General features: G+C 41.7%; 15 protein-coding genes and 2 pseudogenes. 10 read left to right on the top strand and 7 right to left on the bottom strand.

Annotated features, from left to right (window positions below; all coding sequences use genetic code 11):
- Positions 1-22 precede the first annotated feature (22 nt).
- The gene (gene psb29, locus A9Y75_RS20435; protein ID WP_071191371.1) at positions 23-730 is read right to left on the bottom strand and encodes a photosystem II biogenesis protein Psp29; all 708 of its coding nucleotides are present in this window, start codon (positions 728-730) and stop codon (positions 23-25) included.
- 174 nt (positions 731-904) lie between these two features.
- On the opposite strand from psb29, the pseudogene A9Y75_RS20430 reads away from it, so the two are divergent.
- Positions 905-1,384 (top strand): annotated as a pseudogene (locus A9Y75_RS20430) (transposase); the annotation flags it as partial.
- 186 nt (positions 1,385-1,570) lie between these two features.
- On the opposite strand, the pseudogene A9Y75_RS29825 reads toward A9Y75_RS20430, so the two are convergent.
- A pseudogene (locus A9Y75_RS29825) lies at positions 1,571-1,933 on the bottom strand (STAS domain-containing protein); the annotation flags it as partial.
- Between the two features lie 253 nt (positions 1,934-2,186).
- Entirely contained in the window at positions 2,187-3,233 is a 1,047-nt protein-coding gene (gene hemF / locus A9Y75_RS20420; RefSeq protein WP_071191369.1) for an oxygen-dependent coproporphyrinogen oxidase, read from the bottom strand.
- 91 nt (positions 3,234-3,324) lie between these two features.
- On the opposite strand from hemF, the gene A9Y75_RS20415 reads away from it, so the two are divergent.
- The 9 genes from A9Y75_RS20415 (at position 3,325) to A9Y75_RS20375 (ending at position 13,054) form a co-directional block, all read left to right on the top strand.
- Positions 3,325-3,531 carry a hypothetical protein gene (locus tag A9Y75_RS20415; RefSeq protein ID WP_071191368.1) on the top strand — a complete coding sequence of 69 codons (207 nt, stop codon included), beginning with the start codon at positions 3,325-3,327 and terminating at the stop codon, positions 3,529-3,531.
- A gap of 87 nt (positions 3,532-3,618) precedes the next feature.
- Positions 3,619-4,143, top strand: coding sequence for a polyketide cyclase / dehydrase and lipid transport (locus A9Y75_RS20410; protein ID WP_071191469.1), 525 nt, complete (start codon positions 3,619-3,621; stop codon positions 4,141-4,143).
- A gap of 146 nt (positions 4,144-4,289) precedes the next feature.
- Entirely contained in the window at positions 4,290-5,360 is a 1,071-nt protein-coding gene (locus tag A9Y75_RS20405) for an Mrp/NBP35 family ATP-binding protein (RefSeq protein WP_071191367.1), read from the top strand.
- Between the two features lie 114 nt (positions 5,361-5,474).
- Positions 5,475-6,788 (top strand): rod shape-determining protein RodA, encoded by a 1,314-nt coding sequence (gene rodA / locus A9Y75_RS20400; RefSeq protein WP_071191366.1) that lies wholly within the window; start codon positions 5,475-5,477, stop codon positions 6,786-6,788.
- A 350-nt stretch (positions 6,789-7,138) separates the two neighbouring features.
- A complete protein-coding gene (locus A9Y75_RS20395) occupies positions 7,139-7,333 on the top strand; it encodes an NAD(P)H dehydrogenase subunit NdhS (RefSeq protein WP_071191365.1) in 195 nt (64 codons plus the stop codon).
- An 83-nt stretch (positions 7,334-7,416) separates the two neighbouring features.
- Positions 7,417-8,073 carry an HAS-barrel domain-containing protein gene (locus A9Y75_RS20390; protein ID WP_071191364.1) on the top strand — a complete coding sequence of 219 codons (657 nt, stop codon included), beginning with the start codon at positions 7,417-7,419 and terminating at the stop codon, positions 8,071-8,073.
- A 152-nt stretch (positions 8,074-8,225) separates the two neighbouring features.
- Positions 8,226-10,370: a cation:proton antiporter gene (locus A9Y75_RS20385; protein WP_071191363.1), complete on the top strand. Its 2,145-nt coding sequence runs from the start codon at positions 8,226-8,228 to the stop codon at positions 10,368-10,370.
- A 274-nt stretch (positions 10,371-10,644) separates the two neighbouring features.
- Positions 10,645-11,580 (top strand): UDP-glucuronic acid decarboxylase family protein, encoded by a 936-nt coding sequence (locus A9Y75_RS20380; RefSeq protein WP_071191362.1) that lies wholly within the window; start codon positions 10,645-10,647, stop codon positions 11,578-11,580.
- Between the two features lie 82 nt (positions 11,581-11,662).
- Positions 11,663-13,054, top strand: coding sequence for a UDP-glucose/GDP-mannose dehydrogenase family protein (locus A9Y75_RS20375; RefSeq protein ID WP_071191361.1), 1,392 nt, complete (start codon positions 11,663-11,665; stop codon positions 13,052-13,054).
- Positions 13,055-13,174: 120 nt separating this feature from the next.
- Here A9Y75_RS20375 and A9Y75_RS20370 read toward each other — a convergent pair whose 3' ends face one another.
- From A9Y75_RS20370 to A9Y75_RS20355, 4 genes are all read right to left on the bottom strand, one after another.
- The gene (locus tag A9Y75_RS20370; RefSeq protein WP_071191360.1) at positions 13,175-13,969 is read right to left on the bottom strand and encodes a DUF2993 domain-containing protein; all 795 of its coding nucleotides are present in this window, start codon (positions 13,967-13,969) and stop codon (positions 13,175-13,177) included.
- A 454-nt stretch (positions 13,970-14,423) separates the two neighbouring features.
- A complete protein-coding gene (locus tag A9Y75_RS20365) occupies positions 14,424-16,676 on the bottom strand; it encodes a polysaccharide biosynthesis tyrosine autokinase (protein ID WP_071191359.1) in 2,253 nt (750 codons plus the stop codon).
- A 526-nt stretch (positions 16,677-17,202) separates the two neighbouring features.
- Positions 17,203-17,787 (bottom strand): WcaF family extracellular polysaccharide biosynthesis acetyltransferase, encoded by a 585-nt coding sequence (locus A9Y75_RS20360; RefSeq protein ID WP_071191358.1) that lies wholly within the window; start codon positions 17,785-17,787, stop codon positions 17,203-17,205.
- Positions 17,774-18,370 carry a YdcF family protein gene (locus tag A9Y75_RS20355; protein WP_071191468.1) on the bottom strand — a complete coding sequence of 199 codons (597 nt, stop codon included), beginning with the start codon at positions 18,368-18,370 and terminating at the stop codon, positions 17,774-17,776. Before A9Y75_RS20355 ends, A9Y75_RS20360 begins: the two co-directional genes overlap by 14 nt.
- Positions 18,371-18,409: the final 39 nt, after the last annotated feature.

Genomic DNA, 18,409 nt, shown 5'->3' with positions numbered 1-18,409 from the left:
ATTACGAATTATGAATTATAAATTATTCGTTGTTACTAGGAGGGGCAACTGGGATGGTAGATTTTTGTTGACGTTGATCGCGTTTTTTCCGATCAGCGGTGAGTATATCTGCCATCACTATCAGTGCTTGTGCCATCTTGTCTAGGTTAGAGCGGTATAATTCTAAATCTTTGCTAAGTTTATCTTCTGATAAATGCAAACCATTAGCGATCGCTTTTAGTGCCTCATTGCGTTGCTTGTCATCTTTGACTAGTTCGGGATCTGCTAGTTCCAACAATGAGAATAAACCAATAGCAAACAAGCGACTGTATTTAAAATTAGGATTTTGAGCGATCGCTTGCAGTTGTGCTTGCAAATCGCCATCTACATCCAAGTGAGTGGTTTGACTCAACCAAGCAATTAAGTCCTTAGCTGGCAAACTTTGAGCGACAGCTTGCAATCTTGCTGCATCCTGTCGATAAAGTTGTGGATCTTGCTCTACAGACTGAGATAAAGCATTAAAAATCGCTTCTTGATCCCGTTCGGGTTGATAGCCTTGCATGAAGCGGTCAAAAGATGTGACGAAGCCCAAGGCATAAATTGAATTGTAGCTAAAATCGACATTGACCGACAGCAGATGCATTTCTACCATCAACTCTTCCACTACCCGGCGGTAAATAGTGTTGATTGGACGGGTATGAAGACTGTAGAAAGTTCGCTTTGTATCAGAGACAGTACGGACGTTATTCACAGAGAAAATGTTAAGGGCGACGTGTTCTTATTTTCTAGCTTAAAGGCTTCTTTGCCAAGTTATCCTATTTTGGATTTTGGATTTTAGATTTTGGGTTCTCAAAGACTTACTGCATCAGCTTTACAGTTTTTTCTGTCACCATCATTTTTATTTCTGGGGATGAGGCAGAATATGGAACATTTAAGGGTAAGTAGGCAGCGAAAAGAATATTGCAAGAGATTAGCATATTCCGTGATCCAATCTAACGATTTGGTAGCCTATGAAGACTTAAATGTTAAAGGCATGGTAAAAAACCGACATTTAGCTAAATCAATTTCTGATGCTGGATGGTCTACTTTTAGGCAATGGTTAGAATATCTTGGATATAAGTATGGAAAGGTAACTGTTGCAGTTCCTCCGCATAATACTTCTCAGAATTGCTCTAATTGTGGTCAAAAAGTACAAAAATCTTTATCAACTAGAACCCATGTTTGTCATCATTGTGGGTTTGTAGAAGATAGAGATATAAATGCCAGTATCAATATTCTGAAATTAGCATTAAGTACCGCAGGACATTCGGGAACTTACGCTACAGGAGATTTGCCCTCTTGGGCGATTGGTGTAAACCTGTCGTCTAATGGCGAGTCTATGAATGTAGAATCCCCTCGCCTTTAGGCAGGGGAGTGTCAACGCTACACGAAGATTAATTGAATAGAAACTCTCAACGTCAGAGCGTCTTCTTCGTCACGTTGATTCATCAGCTAATGATTGGACAAAGTAAGCAGATGAAGGATTTAAACTTGATGTGGGGCTTGTCTGGTGAGTATTTTGATATCCCGGCTCGAAAAGATGATCATCGTTGCTGACTAAGCTGGGGAATAGGGTTTCTAAAGCTTCTTCTTCAGTTTCAAAGATTTCAAAAACTGTATCCATCATTGTCACCTCAAAAACAAGTTTGGCCTCTGGGTGGACATTGCAAATGCGGAAACTGCCCTTCACTTTATCAGCATCACGCATCCCAGCGACCAAAGAAGTGAGACCAGAACTATCAATAAAATCTACTTGTGCCAGGTTCACAACTACATGACGACTGAGTTTGGAAATACATTCCTGTAATTTCAGGCGGAATTGCCAAGCCGTTGTGATGTCTAGGCGATCTGTAGGTTTCAAGACAATTACAGTACTGCCGTCTTGGATTGTATAGGCTTTTTGGTCTATATTCACTGTACCTCTCCGTGATATGGGCTGAAGATCAACTACTTTTGTATATAGACTTAAAATTAGTGAGCCAAAAAACTTGCTGTTCTTATCATCTTTAAATTTCACCTTCATTGGGATAGTTCTTAGATTTTTAGTAAGTTAGTTGGCTCACCAGACACAGGAGCATCCTCAGATGAAATTGGAGATGAGCAAGCTACAACTAAAAAATACGACATTTTTGTCAAATGCCTGTATTTAGTAGTTTAACGCACATACATTAAGTATGACTTGGTGTCCAGTTGATCCAATCTTGAGGCTTAAGAAAAGTTTCATACAACTCAGCTTCGGGCGTATTGGGTTCTGGTTTGTAGCCGTATTCCCAACGCACTAAAGGTGGTAGGGACATGAGAATGGATTCTGTGCGTCCGTTGGTTTGGAGTCCAAAGATTGTCCCCCGGTCGTAAACCAAGTTAAATTCTACATATCTGCCGCGACGGTATAGTTGAAAATTCCGTTGGCGATCGCTATATTCTATCCCATGTCGTCTTTGCACAATTGGTACATAGGCTGGTAAAAAGGCTCCACCACAGTCTTGCACCAATGCAAACAACTCTTCCCAAGTGCGTGGTGGTAGTTTTCCTACCTCGTTACTATAAATAGCCGCTGCTCCATTGGGGTCGGGTCCGCGATATATAGTCCCTTGCCCATCTTGGTAATCCAAAAACAAACCGCCCACACCGCGTGTTTCATCCCGATGTTTGAGATAGAAATATTCATCACACCAACGCTTAAATACCGGGTAATATTCTGGGTGATGTTGATCGCAAGCTTGTTTGAGAGTTTGATGGAAATGGGCTGCATCTTCAGCAAAAGGGTAATAAGGTGTCAAATCAGCGCCACCACCAAACCACCAGACTGGGCCTGCTTCAAAATAGCGGTAATTTAAATGGACTGTGGGTACGTAAGGATTACGGGGATGTAACACCAGTGAAGTTCCTGTGGCATAAAAGCCGTGTCCTTCTGCTTCGGGACGTTGGGCTAAAATCGACGGTGGCAGATGGGAACCCCAAACTTCAGAAAAATTTACACCAGCTTGTTCAAAGATAGCCCCATCACGCAGTACACGCGATCGCCCCCCACCCCCTTCTGGACGCTGCCAACTGTCTTCTTGAAACTTACCAACACCATCCAGTTCCTCTAAACCTTGAGTAATTTCGGCTTGTAAATTTTGCATAAACTGACTGACTCTAGCCTGAGCGTCAGATGCTGGAAGAAACTGGGATGATTCTGCTGCTAGAGTGGGTGTTTGTGAGTTGGTCAACATAGATTCCCGAACCTAAAATTACAATTTCTGTGAAAGCTACAAATTTTCATTTTCAAAATTTGTCGGCAATCAGAGCCACCAAAGCTCAAGAATGCCAAAACTGCTTTTTCTTAGTTATCAAGCATTTGCACCATTGATGGGCATGACTAGAGCTATTGTCCCTCAAATGCGTATAGGCTTGTATATTAACCAAGTTTTTTTTCGACTTTTTGCTTGGAACATTCTGGTACGAATACCAGACTCTGACCAATTAGTCTACAAAGTAGTTTGTTTGTTGGATGACATCTGTGGCAAATAGATGAAAGGCTGAAGCAAAGAGCTACTGCCTAAAATGCCAAAGTTAGTAGATACTGTGTAGGTTTGCTCCTAGAGGAGGATGAGAAAAGTGCAAAGTTGGTTGTCAAAATTCAGCCACCGCAAACGTCTTCGATTTTGCGCTGCTCTGGTGCGGACCTATCGAGAGATCAGTTCTGCTTCTGTAGATGAACTGTGGCAACAAGTGGTTGACTTCACAGATGTTTCTTGGCATCCACTACTCAAAAGTACAAATGTACCCTTAGGACTAGTACCCAAACCTGGATTGATTTTCCAGGCTTTCACACGCTTTTCGCCGATTCCCATCCAGATTTTTGTAGAATGCGTCAATCCCAAAAAAATGCTGAGTATCCGCATTTTGGCAATTCCGGGAATTGAGGAACGGGTGACATACCAAGTTGAGTCAACTGTTTGTGGTAGTTATTTATCTTATTCTGTGACATTACGCGGTTGGTTATCACCTCTAATTTGGTCGTTCTCTCGTCCTTATGCAGATCGGGTAGCACGTTCCTTGGTGGAAGCTGTAGAAAAGGCAGCATTACAAGCAGTTTCAGGAAAGAAAAAATCCTTGAATGGTGGGTGTTTGGATTTTTAGGGACTGGAGAAATGGGTCAGTTGTCTGTTAAGCGTTAAAAGCCTTGTAATAACTGATAACTGATAACTGCCCCAAGAAAGTTAAGATGCAAGTAGGTAAAAATGACAATTTTTTAAATTTTATTAAGGCGCAAGGGTATACACGCTATGTATGATGTTTTAGATTCTCACTCAGTCCTAGAAGTCTTGCGACCAGTTGAAGATCCAGAGCTTCGCAAAAGCCTGGTAGAACTGAATATGATTCGCAACGTCAAAATTGACGCTGGCAAGGTTAGCTTTACTTTGGTATTGACAACTCCTGCCTGTCCCTTACGGGAATTTATTGTTGAAGATTGTAAAAAAGCGGTACACAAGCTCCCAGGTGTGACAGATATCAGTGTAGAAGTGACAGCAGAAACACCACAGCAAAAAAGCTTACCTGACCGTAATGGTGTTCCGGGCGTAAAAAATATTATTGCTGTTTCTAGCGGTAAAGGCGGCGTTGGTAAAAGTACAGTGGCGGTAAATGTCGCAGTGGCTCTAGCACAAACAGGAGCCAAAGTCGGCTTGTTAGATGCTGATATTTACGGGCCTAATGACCCCACGATGCTGGGGTTGGCTGATGCCAAAATTGCTGTTCGCTCCACAGAAACAGGTGACATCCTGGAACCTGCTTTTAATCATGGTGTCAAATTAGTCTCAATGGGCTTTTTAATAGACCGAGATCAGCCAGTTATTTGGCGTGGACCAATGCTGAATGGCATAATTCGCCAATTTCTCTATCAGGTGGAATGGGGAGAACTGGACTATTTAATTGTGGATATGCCACCAGGAACTGGAGATGCTCAGTTAACTTTAACCCAAGCAGTACCGATAGCTGGGGCAGTGATTGTGACTACACCGCAAACAGTAGCGCTGTTGGATTCGCGGAAAGGGTTGCGGATGTTCCAGCAGTTGAATATCCCGGTATTGGGAATTGTGGAAAATATGAGCTATTTTATTCCCCCAGATCAACCAGATAAACAATATGATATTTTCGGTTCCGGAGGTGGCTCAAAAACTGCCGCAGAATTAGGAGTACCACTGTTGGGATGTGTACCTTTAGAAATTTCTACCAGAATTGGCGGTGATAATGGTGTGCCAATAGTTGTTGCTGAACCAAATTCAGCTTCGGCTATTGCCCTGAAAGCGATCGCTTTAACTATCGCCGGTAAAGTATCAGTCGCTGCTCTAACATAAGGCAGAAGGCATAAGGAAGGCAGGTAATTCTTACTTTTCTCGTCCCCGCGTCTCCCCATCTCCCTATCTCCGCGTCCTCAATCCCTATCTAACGCTCAAGTTCCTCCTCGCACAATGTTGTTAAAACCTTCGCTCCCCAAAATCCGCTGGCAATATTGGTTTAAGCCCTGGCAGCAAATAGATTGGCTATTATTGTGTTTAGTTATTGCTGCCAGTATGTTTGGCGGACTCATGATCCTGAGTACAGAACTCAATGAGTCAGTTATTGACTGGTGGTGGCATTGGCTTGTAGCTGGTATTGGATCAATTATTGCTCTGTTTTTAGCTCGTTGCCGCTACGAAAACCTGATTCAGTGGCATTGGATAACTTACGCTCTGACTAATTTCAGCTTGATTGTGGTCATGGTGGCTGGTACAAGTGCCAAAGGCGCACAGCGATGGATTAGTATTGCGGGCTTCAATGTTCAACCTTCAGAATTTGCCAAAGTAGGCGTAATTATCACCCTCGCAGCTTTGTTACACAGGCGTACTGCTTCCTCTTTAGATAGTGTTTTCCGTGTTTTGGCAATTACAGCTGTTCCTTGGGGATTGATATTTTTACAGCCAGATTTAGCTACTTCACTCGTATTTGCGGCGATAGTTTTGGGAATGCTGTATTGGGCAAATGCCAACCCTGGTTGGTTGATTCTGATGATTTCCCCTGTGATATCCGCCATTCTCTTCAGTATATCCTGGCCCTTATCAGAACCGATAGTTTTGTTCAAAGAACTCATTTTTAGTCCCTTGGGTTTATTTTGGGCAGGTGCTATGGGGATTGTGGGATGGCAGACTTTACCCTGGCGGAGATTTAATCTTGGTGCGCTTGCTGCTTTTACTCTCAATATGTTGGGGGGTGAATTAGGTGTTTTTGCTTGGAATCATGTATTAAAAGAATATCAAAAAGATAGGTTGAGTGTATTTATCAATCCTGAACATGATCCCCTTGGTGCGGGTTATCACTTAATTCAATCTCGTATTGCTATTGGTGCAGGAGAAATCTGGGGACAGGGTTTGTTTAGAGGTCCGATGACTCAACTCAATTTTGTACCAGAGCAGCACACAGATTTTATTTTCTCTGCCGTTGGTGAAGAATTTGGTTTTGTTGGTTGTTTAATAGTATTATTTGTCTTTTGCTTGATCTGTTTCCGTATACTACACATAGCTCAAACCGCCAAAGATAATTTCGGCTCTCTGTTGGCTATTGGTGTTTTATCCATGATTATCTTTCAACTAATTGTTAATGTAGGTATGACCGTTGGTTTAGCACCTGTAGCTGGTATACCCTTACCTTGGATGAGTTATGGTCGTTCTGCGATGTTGACCAACTTCATCGCTTTAGGAATAGTAGAATCTGTAGCCAATTTCCGCCAACGTCAAAAATATTATTAAATTAGGTGACAGGTGACTGGGGAGATGGGGAGACGCGGGGACGCGGGGACGCTCAAAATGGGGAGAGTATTTATCTTAGGACTTACGCAAAAGTAAAGAAAAAATGAACCGCAAAGACGCGTTCGCGGTAGCGTTGCGTAGCAAAGAGCGCGTATCGCTAAAGCGAAAGCTCCGCTAACGCGTAGCGTCTCGAAGAGAAGGAAAAAGGGTTTAGAGAAATTTTGCGTAAGTCCTGTATCTTTCTTCGTCCAGCACCCAGCAAGAAAGCCCCCAGCAAGAAAGCCTCCCTCTGACAACTAACAAACAACTAATATTAAGGTGTTAACAGAGAATAAACCGAGGGTAAAAACATGATTCTGCCAGGAGCAACTGTTCGCGTCAAAAATCCCGCAGACACCTATTATCGCTATGAAGGACTTGTGCAACGAGTCAGTGATGGCAAGGTAGCTGTACTTTTTGAAGGTGGTAATTGGGATAAATTAATTACCTTTCGCTTGCCAGAATTAGAACCTGTAGACACTACAGCCAAGAAAAAAGGAAAATAATAATTGAGTCATTAGTCAGTGGTCATGAGTCATTAGTAAAAGACTAAGGACTAATGACTAAGGACTAATGACTAAGGACTACTATGCGTCTACCTTTACCACAGTTTACTACAGGCGATCGCCATCCTCACCACATTGGGGAGGTGATCGAAACCGCGACTACCGAATTTTTGGCACAGTGTTTAGAACCGGAAGACTTGAGTTTTCCGCCTATGCCACCTTTTGGTAGTTGGGTTTGTGCTGTGGATGAAGAATCTGGCAATCAAGTCTATGCTGTGGTGTATCATGCCACAACTATGCCTATAGATTCAGTACACAGAGCCAGGGCGTTGGGGTTGTCCTTGCAAACTTTGCGCGAGGAACAACCCCAGATATTTGCTATGCTCAGAACTGAATTTCGGGCAGCGATTGTTGGATTTGAACAGCAGTCTCAAAATCTAAGTTATAACCAAGGAGTATATCAGTATCTCCCACCCCGTCCACCTCAGATTCATCAAGCTGTTTATCGGTGTCAGCCGGAAGCGATTGTCAAGTTCACCGAAAAACTAGATTTTTTGCGGACATTACTTTTGATTAACGGTGCGCCGGTAGAATCTTTGGCCGCGTCTGCCATTCGTGAGGTTTACCAGTTACGCAAAGCTGACCGAGAATGGTTGATTAAAGCGGGAAGACACTTGAGTGTGCTGCTAAAAGACGATTATGATCGCTTGCGGTTTATTTTGAGTCAAATCCACCCCTAGGTAGTTAGTTCCCAAACAAATACCTGGGTAGTATGTAGTATTAAGTTAAGTTTTTTTAATCTTTGTTCAGGGGAGCTTTTGAAAGTTATATAAATCAGGCGATAGTTCTTGCGATTATCGCAGCTGCACCGTTGCCCATTTCGGTCCTACTTATGGAACTCTTATCACAAGTACTGACTTCGGAACCAACCTCCCAAGTTCTTGGTAAGGAACCAATTGTTCCCTTTGCTATTTTATTGGTGGTTATTTTAGTTGTACCTATCCTTTTTGATCGGCTAAGATTGCCAGGATTAGTGGGTTTGGTTGGCTCTGGGGTAGTACTTGGTCCGTCAGGCTGGCGTTTATTGGAGTCAGAATCGCCAATGATCACCTTGCTATCAGACATTGGGTTAGTTTACTTAATGTTTATAGCGGGATTAGAATTTAATATCAAAGTTTTTCGTGAACAGAAAATTCGTTCCTTGGTGTTTGGTAGTTTGACTTTCAGTCTACCCCTGATGATCGGCACATTAGTAGGGCGATTTTTGGGCTTTAGCTGGGATACTTCCATATTAATTGGTGCTTTACTTGCCTCTCACTCTCTTTTGGCATATCCGATTATCAGTCATTTGGGAGTGGTAAATAACGAGGCTATCACCATGACAATGGGAGCCACAATTTTTACGGATATCGGTACACTGCTGATATTAAGTGTTTGTATAGCAAGCTCTCAGGCTGGGGTATTCAGCGTTGAGCAACTAATCCCTATAGTAGCATTAATAACAAGTTACGCTTTGATAGTGTTAGTAGGGTTTGATTGGGCAGGTAAAGAATTTTTCCGACGCTCTGGAGACGACGAGGGCAACAAGTTTTTATTTGTCTTAATGTCTGTGTTTCTCGCCGCTGTAGTTGCTCAAATGATGGGGTTAGAAAAAATCGTCGGTGTGTTTTTAGCGGGTTTGGCGGTGAATGAAGCTGTGGGCGAAGGGCCAGTTAAAGAAAAATTGGTGTTTATTGGCAGTGTGCTATTTATTCCCATTTTCTTTGTTGATCTGGGTTCAAGGATTGATTTACCTACCTTTTTTGACGGCGATAGCACAATCACGTTATTGTTGTTAATTTTCTGCGGTTTGATTACTAGCAAATTTATAGCCGCTTTGGTGGCAAAACTGGTTTACCGCTATAACTGGCAAGAAACCCTCACAATTTGGTCGCTATCAATTCCTTTGGTAAGTACGACATTAGCAGTGGCATTAGGGGGATATCGGTCAGGGTTACTGCCACCATTGGTATTCAACAGCGTTATTGTTTTAATGGTGATGACAGCGACTTTGGGGCCTTGGCTGACGAGTCTGGTGGCTGCGAGTGCTACTGGCTTAACTTGTTCATCCGCTCAAGAGGCATCACCAAGTCCTCTGTCTGAACAGCAAGGACAATCAGCAGATGATCATTTGACAATTGTCGTACCTTTGTATAATCCCCATAATCAAAGGTATTTGATTGAAATGGCGGCATTATTGGCCTGTCAGTCCAATGGCAAAATTTTACCATTAGCGATCGCTCATGCTACGGCTCAGATGGATACACCCCAGTTAGAAGTCGCTTGGCAACGGAGTGAGCGGTTATTAGCAAAAGCCACTGCACAAAGTCAATTATTGGGAGCAAAAGCTGAACCATTACTGCGAATTGATGATGCCTTTGCCCCAGGAATTAGCAGGGCGGCTCGTGAACAAAAGGCAAATTTAATTATCATGGGTTGGGGTAAACGTACTGGCTTGAGGGCGCGTTTGTTGGGTAATGTGATTGATAGTGTCCTGTGGGCATCCCATTGCCCAGTGGCTGTGGCACGTCTGGTAGAATCACCAAAAAAAATTCAGCGCATCCTGGTGCCGATAGAAAACTTCATGACTCCCACACTAACTCCTGTAAAATTTGCTCAGATGTTAGCAGATGCCAATCACAGCCACATTACTATCTTAAATGTGTGCGATCGCCGCACCAGTTCGAGTAAAATTGCTGCTAGGCGATCCCATCTCTCTGTACTAGTATCTAAATTAGCTTTGGCTCATCCGCCAGAGATTCAAATTATTGCTCATGAAAATGTTGCCCAAGCGATTTTGCAAGCCGCCAGATTATATGATTTAATTGTTTTGCCTTTTATCCGTAATCGTACTAGTCCGGGAGGATTAGCCATTAGTGATGTTACCAACCAATTAGTTAGCCAACTGACTTGCTCAATCATTATTCTGGGTGAACCACAACACAATCAAAATGTACTTTGGTCAAAAACTATTCCTAGTAATACAGCTTCTGTGTAAAAATACTGTAAAAAACATTTATATTCTTTTTGAAGATTTGATGAACTCTAGCTAAAAATCCTCCCATTATTAGAAAATGTTAGTTATTTTGCTTCTTTAATCATGCAGGTAACAAACACTAAGATCACCACATTGTATATGTAGAAAAATTATTCAATCCACAAATACATTTTTCCGTGATCTTCGTTAATTATCTATTTTTGTACCCTAGCTGGGTAATCCCACAATCAAGATCATACCCACTGGAAATAACTGTAAAATTACCGAGAAATTTATGAGAATTTTGGTGACGGGCGGTGCTGGGTTTATTGGTTCCCATTTGATCGACCGACTAATGGCTGAAGGTCATGAAGTTATATGCTTGGATAACTTTTACACGGGACATAAACGTAATATCCTCAAATGGTTAAACAACCCTAATTTTGAGATGATCCGTCATGACATCACCGAGCAAATTCGGTTAGAAGTGGATCAAATTTATCATTTAGCTTGCCCCGCGTCTCCAGTACATTACCAGTACAACCCCATTAAAACCGTTAAAACTAACGTGATGGGAACAATGAATATGTTGGGGTTAGCTAAACGTGTGAAAGCAAGGTTTTTGTTAGCTTCCACCAGTGAAGTCTACGGTGATCCAGAAGTTCATCCCCAAACCGAAGATTATCGAGGTAGTGTCAATCCTATTGGTATCCGTTCTTGCTACGACGAAGGCAAAAGAATCGCTGAAACTTTAGCATTTGACTACTACCGAGAAAATAAAGTCGATATTCGGGTTGCCAGAATATTTAACACCTATGGACCACGAATGTTAGAAAACGATGGTCGGGTAGTCAGCAACTTGATAGTTCAAGCCTTACGGGGTAATCCTTTGACTGTGTACGGTGAAGGTACACAAACTCGTAGCTTCTGCTATGTCTCTGACTTAGTGGAAGGACTAATCAGGTTGATGAATGGTGAGTACATTGGGCCAGTAAATCTGGGTAATCCTGATGAATACACAATTTTGGAATTGGCACAGGCTGTGCAGAACTTAATTAACCCAGATGCACAAATTAAGTTTGAACCCTTACCTTCAGATGATCCTCGTCGTCGTCGTCCCGATATTACTAGAGCTAAGACTTGGTTAAATTGGGAACCTACCATTCCTCTGCAAGATGGGTTAAAACTGGCAATAGAAGATTTCCGCCAACGTATTGAAAGTAACAATTAGTTAGTTGTTATTAGTCATTAGGCATTTGTGAACTAATGACTAATGACTAATAACCAATGACAAAAAAACAAGGAGTTAAAAAATGCGTGTTTGTGTAATCGGGACTGGTTATGTTGGTTTGGTAACAGGTGCTTGTTTAGCTCATATTGGACATGATGTTATTTGCATAGATAACAACGAAGAAAAAGTAAAATTAATGAAGTCTGGGCAGTCGCCAATTTTCGAGCCAGGACTCTCGGAAATTATGCAGTCTGCCATTAATACAGGCAATATTCTATTTTCTTCTGATCTGGCTGCTGGAGTAGCTCACGGCGAAATTCTGTTTATTGCGGTGGGAACTCCTCCTTTACCCACTGGTGAAAGTGATACCCGCTATGTAGAAGCTGTAGCTCGCGGTATCGGGGAAAATCTCAACGGTGGTTATAAGGTCATTGTCAATAAATCTACTGTACCTATCGGCTCTGGTGACTGGGTAAGGATGATTGTTTTAGATGGCATTGCTGAACGCCAAAAAACATTGATACCAGCGGGTGGGACAGCAGTGGAGGAGAAATTACCAGAGATTGCTGCTCAGTTTGATGTCGTCAGCAATCCAGAGTTTTTACGGGAAGGTTCAGCAGTTTATGACACCTTTAACCCGGATCGGATTGTCTTAGGGGGCAATAGTCAACAAGCAGTGGGGATGATGAAAGAACTATATGCCCCAATTGTGGAACGCAAGTTTGCTGCTGACCAGTCTTTACCCCCTGTACCAGTACTGGTTACAGACCTGAGTTCCGCAGAAATGATCAAATACGCTGCTAATGCTTTTTTGGCAACCAAGATTAGTTTTATTAACGAAGTTGCTAATATTTGCGATCGCGTTGGTGCAGATGTTACCCAAGTAGCCAAAGGTATCGGCTTAGATTCCCGGATTGGTAACAAGTTCTTACAAGCTGGGATTGGTTGGGGTGGTTCCTGCTTCCCTAAAGATGTCTCGGCGCTGATTCATACAGCCGATGATTATGGCTATGAAGCCCAACTCATGAAAGCCGCTGTGAGTGTGAATGAACGCCAACGTTTGATTGCTTTGGAAAAACTCCAGCAAGTCCTGAAAATCCTCAAAGGTAAAACTGTGGGACTTCTTGGCCTTACGTTCAAGCCAGATACGGACGATTTACGTGATGCACCTGCGCTCAACTTAATTGAGCAACTCAACCGACTGGGAGCTAAAGTTAAAGCTTATGACCCCATAGTTTCCCAAACTGGTTTGCGTCATGGTCTTTCTGGTGTCTTGGTAGAAACTGATGCTGAAAGACTAGCTGATGGCTGTGATGCTTTGGTACTCGTCACTGAATGGCAACAGTTCAGCACTTTAGATTATGCGAAGATGGCAAAATTGATGAGTCACGCCGTGATGATTGATGGTCGTAACTTCTTAGACCCCGAAAGAATGGTCAGGGCTGGGTTTCAATATGTAGGTGTGGGACGATAAAAAATTAAAAATTAAAAATTAAAAATTAAAAATTAAAAAATTTATGCAACTTGTGTTTTTTAATTTTTAATGACATCGCCGCCCAGAGTAGACTAGGCGGCATTTAATTTTTTTTCCATTTCAAGGACTACGAGGGATACGTTCTATTTCTGCATAACCGCTAAAAATTAACCTTTGACCTTCAGTTTCTAAACGGTTAAGTCGCATTTTTACCCCATCAAGGTCAAAGCGATCTAAATCGACCATGTTATCCAAAATTTCTACCAACGCCATACTTAAAGTTTGGGAAATTTCTCGCTGCGGTTCTGGAACTTGCTCAAGTTCAATTTTCGGATCTTTAAAAGAAACCCGTCGTCGTCTTTCAATCCCGATACCTATGGTCATACTCAGGGGTATGATTTCGCCGTTGTTTAAATCGGCTTTAGCTACAAGATGTAACCGATTTCCCGGTAATAGCTGTATTTGGACTTCCGTAAACGAAACTGGTTCCCCACCAGATATTGCCATTAAAGTTGGTTCAGAAAGGTTGAGCAGGCGCTTTTTAACCAGTTCTGCCTTAAAGGCTTCGTTGATGCCTGTTTCTGATAGTACTACCTGCGCTACCGCTTGGGTGGGTTGCTTAAGGCTGAGTTTGCCACTCAAAACCGAGCCGAAGTCAATGGAGACTGCATCGGTTTCAAAAGACATTTCTTCAACTGCGAAGTCTTTACGAATTACTAAGCCACGACCGCTCATTTTAAAGCTATCAATGCTGCCTTGCAACAGTTTGCTGGAGGGATAGCAGCGCACAAAGACTTCTACTGACTCGCTCATGCTAAACAGGTGGCGAATCGTTTGGCTGGCGACTGTGTTGAGCATTCGCTCTCCCCAATCGCTGCCTTTGGGATCTGTTAAACCAGTAAGTCCGCCTAACATTAGGTTCTGGGTCTCTAGAAGTTCTTTGTACTTTTGTAACAAATTGTCAACAATTGTGCAAGCGATCCCCAGATTTAATGTTCTGATAGCTGTGTGCAGGATAACTGATGGTTGATATATAAATGTGTCGGATGTTACAACTTTTCCGTGAAAGTTGAGATTGACAAAGCTGTTAAAGTTTGGTCTTTTCCGTCCGTGAAGTGAGGTTAAGGTACTAAACCCAACATCAGTGTTCTGTCTATTAAGTTTAGTTATTGCTGAAATCAATAAATTGGTACGTTACACTAACTACTGCTCTAGCGTTCGCACAGCGTGTGCTTTGCACTTAGCCATGCCCGAAGGGCTATACGCACCCTACTCGACAAACAAAATATTAAACAAAATATTGAAGTTAGTGGAGCGATGCCTGGGGCTGGCTACACTTACACCGCCAAGCATCCTGAACTACCGATCTCTAACCAACTAGCGCTTTTTTTCTCTTAGTGTAATAGTAATTATTGTAACCACTTAATTTCTTATTATCCCCGTTAGCAACAACACCTAAGACGTTGATGGGAGAAGTTCTGAGAGTATCCTGAAGTTGTATCAATGCCGATTTATCTGTTTTGTCGATCCTTGCCACCAGTATCATACCATCAGTTTGCGGTGCTAGGAGTCTGGCATCAACTAATCCCAGCATTGGAGGGGCATCATAAATCACCAAATCAAAGTTTTCCTTAAAATATTCCATCAGGTTCTTCATCTTCTCTGATGAGAGCAACCGGGCAGGATCAGGCGGTGTAGGTCCTGCAGTAATCACAGATAATAGAGGCATGGAAGTCATTTTCTGAATTAAGTCCTCAACTGGCATATCTTTAGATATTAAATTACTCAATCCCGATAGATTATGTAAATTTGATACTTTGTGAACCTGGGGGCGGCGGAGATCCGCATCTACAAGTAGTACTCGTTTTCCCAAGGCGGCGGCTATTTGGGCGATATGGAATGAAACTGTAGTTTTTCCATCTCCGGGCATAGCAGAGGAAACAACTAAGGCATGAATTGGTTGATCAGAATTGAGTAGTTGAATATTGGAATAAAGAACCTGTAAAGATTCCCAAAATATTCCTTGTCCATAATAGCCATCACCTGCTTTGCGATTACGGAAGAGATTAGAAAACCAACCTATATTTTGGGAAAGTTTATCTAACAAATTTTCTTTTCCGGCAACGCCGTTGTTAGGATTAGATAATGGATTAGTGGAAATTTGTTTATCAAGAGGAAGAGATCCCAAAAATGGGAGTTTTAATTTCTCTTTCATGCTCTCGACGCTATGATAGGTGTTGTCCATTTTTTCTAAGAGCAAGCCAATACCAATTCCCGCAGCCAAACTGGTCATTAATCCCAACAATAAACTACGTGGAATATCTGGAGATATAGGCAATTCACCCTGAGAGGGTGATTGTATTAATTCCCAAGGAACTTCTGTTTGTGCTACTCCAATTGAAAGTTCTTGTTCGGTAGTTAAAAACTTATTCAGGGCATCATTTGCGACTTGCAATTCCCTTTGAATTTCGCTGTATTCTCTAGCTAAAATTGGTAACTCCTGAAATCTGCGCTTTAATTGCTGTTCAACCTTAGCCAGTTCTTGGCTTTCTACCTCTAGTTTCTGAATCTGAGTAGTCGCTTCTGCTACTCTTAGACCTAAAAACCGATTTGCCTCCTCTTCCAGAAGAGGCAGAAGATTTCGTCTTTTCTCCTGTAGTGATTCTATGATTGGGCTGTCAGGTTGAAAACGAACTAATTCTCCAGATAGTTGAGTTTCCAATTGGCGTAATTGGACTACTAACTGCCCATATATAGGTGCGTTATTTAATGTTGCTAGTTTTCCTTCTCGTGTTGATAAACTGATATAAGCAGCACGCGCTGTGGCTAACTGTTGATTAACATCTAGTCGTTGCTGATCCAAGGTTTGCATTTGTTGAGCAACTGAAGTAGATTTGCTTTCTGGATCAATAAACTCGTATCTTTGTCGGAAAATTTCCAGTTTTCGTTCTAACTGAGTGACAATATTTTGACGTATGGGCCGTTGTTTTTTTATAAACTCAAGCCCCTGACGTAACTTCGTTTGACGCTTTTCCAAACTGTTCTTTAAATAATATTCAGAAATTGTATCTAATACTCTTTTAATTTCCTGAGGATATTTGCTTTTATAGCTCACTTCTATAAGTTTTGTGGAACCTAATCGACGGATAGTTAAATTTCTGATCAAGTACTCATAAGTAATCTTCTTAGGATTATAAGTAATATCTGTAGATGGAGATTTAGGGGGCAACTCATTGATAACATTTTTTATGACTTCCTGACTTTTCAAAACCTGAATTTGACTGTCGTAATCTAGTCCTGATTTAGTACCTACCGAGTCTGGAAGATCGAGTGCTTGTAAAGTGTTGTCTCCTGTTACAGGTTCAACTAAAAGCTGAAAATTGCCTTGATATATCTTTTCTTGGTTCAATGTTGAATAAGCAACAACACCCATAACAGATACAACAACCACTGATATCACTAAGGCTCGTCGTTGCAGAACCCCCAATAATTCTCTTGGATTCCAATCTTCATCCTCGGTTTCCAAAGGTGAAAAAGGCTGAAATGGCAATAATGCTGGTGCAACAGTTACCTTTCCATTTTCATGAGCATTTGAGACTAGATTAGAATTATGATTTATCATGGATTTTTATCGTTGAATTATCTAGGTAAATATTTTATGATTCTTCGGTCTCAGTTGTACCGAACTAATTTTTAAAATGCCCAATGAGTAAACTTAAAATTTTAAACTTATCAAAATTACCCACTCCGTAGAGGCCTTCTTTGTTTTCTTTTTCAGTATCTTTACGTAATAGCATTTTTTATCCCTGAGTCAATTTTCTACCATTATAGTCTTGTGTGAATTGTATCATCATGGGAAGATAAAAAAAATTTGTTTACATTCTACACCCTAGCTTCTCTGTTGTGTGTTTTGTTGATGATATAGCAATCCGGTTTGATTACTGAATAACGTGCATGGTGTAGTAGTCATAGTTACTTATCCGTTATGGATAATCTTAACTCTTAAAAGGCAAGAAAGGTACTGAGTTTTTTAAGCGCTAGGCGACTTTTGCTCTAGCTTCCGTAAGGGATACAAAAAAATCAAATAGGAATCCTACTATATAATTTGCGTAATTCTTCAAGAATATGTAGATTTTGATATGGGGGAACTATTCATCTTTTGCTGGAATAGGAAAAGATACTTCAGCTTGTTGTCCCATTTTCCTTTTCTTAATGGGTTGAGCAGGATTACCTGCATAAATCATCATTGACTCTAAGGATTTTCCAGTTACACTACCTAGAGTTAAAACTGCGCCCTGTCCGATTGTGACTCCTGGACCAATTACGGATTTTGCTGATATCCAACTACTCTCTTCAATATGAATGGGAGCAGGAATCAATTGAAATTCTGGATGATTCCAGTCATGATTACCAGTACATAGATAAACCCCTTGGGACAGACAGACATGATTTTCTATCACGACAGGTGCAAGGTTGTCAATCCAGGTATTTTCTCCAATCCAAACATAGTTACCAATACTCAAACGCCAGGGAAATTTGATTCGCACCCCCGGTTTTATGCGGACTCCTTTACCGATATTTGCACCAAAAATCCGGAGAACACCAATTTTTACTGATGATATCGGTAGCAAATAACTTTCAACTAAAGGTGAACCGAGAAAGTACCACAAAAGTTGCTGAAGGTAGGGCGCACCTGGAGTATAATTGCCGACAGTGTAATTATCTAGACGCATAAACTGGGGGACGAAAACGAGGGTTGAAACTGGCTCCAGTACGACCTGATACAATCCACAATAGAGAACGTCCACTATCGCGGATAATACGGACAACTGATTCGCTAGGTCGTTTGGAGGGAATAGAAATAGGGGTAAAAGTCATGCCTTGGCTACCTAAAACTAGGGTGGCTATAGTTGTTGCCCTCGGTAGATGAAAATCGGAAGTGATCAGGTAGACGTGCTGAATATGACGTTGTCGGAAATCGTCAACCAGGGTAGTAAAATTAGTAACTGTGTCAACAGCACGATAGTCAAGGTGAATGCGATTGGTGGGAATAGCCACAGCCCCGAAAATAGCCAAGGCTTGGGCTGGGAGTATACCACTAGAAACCCAGATGTCTAGATGGGGATGATTTTGAGCAAATTCGGCAGTAAATTCTTCTCGCTCTGGACCACCACCAAGGGTAAGGATAGCTTGGGGATGGGGTGCTTGATAGGAAGCGATCGCTATTCTGATCGGAATAACACTGAGAAGCACCAGGATCAAGCCGACTAAACTTAAAACCCAATATTTTTTGAATTGGCGATATAACCACTTCATGAGTAAAATCAATGTGTTTTCAGTTGGTTTATTTGGACT

This window comes from Trichormus sp. NMC-1, assembly GCF_001858025.1.
Lineage (GTDB): Bacteria > Cyanobacteriota > Cyanobacteriia > Cyanobacteriales > Nostocaceae > Anabaena.
Note: the sequence above shows the minus strand (reverse complement) of the source record. Positions and strands in the feature narration are given on the sequence as shown.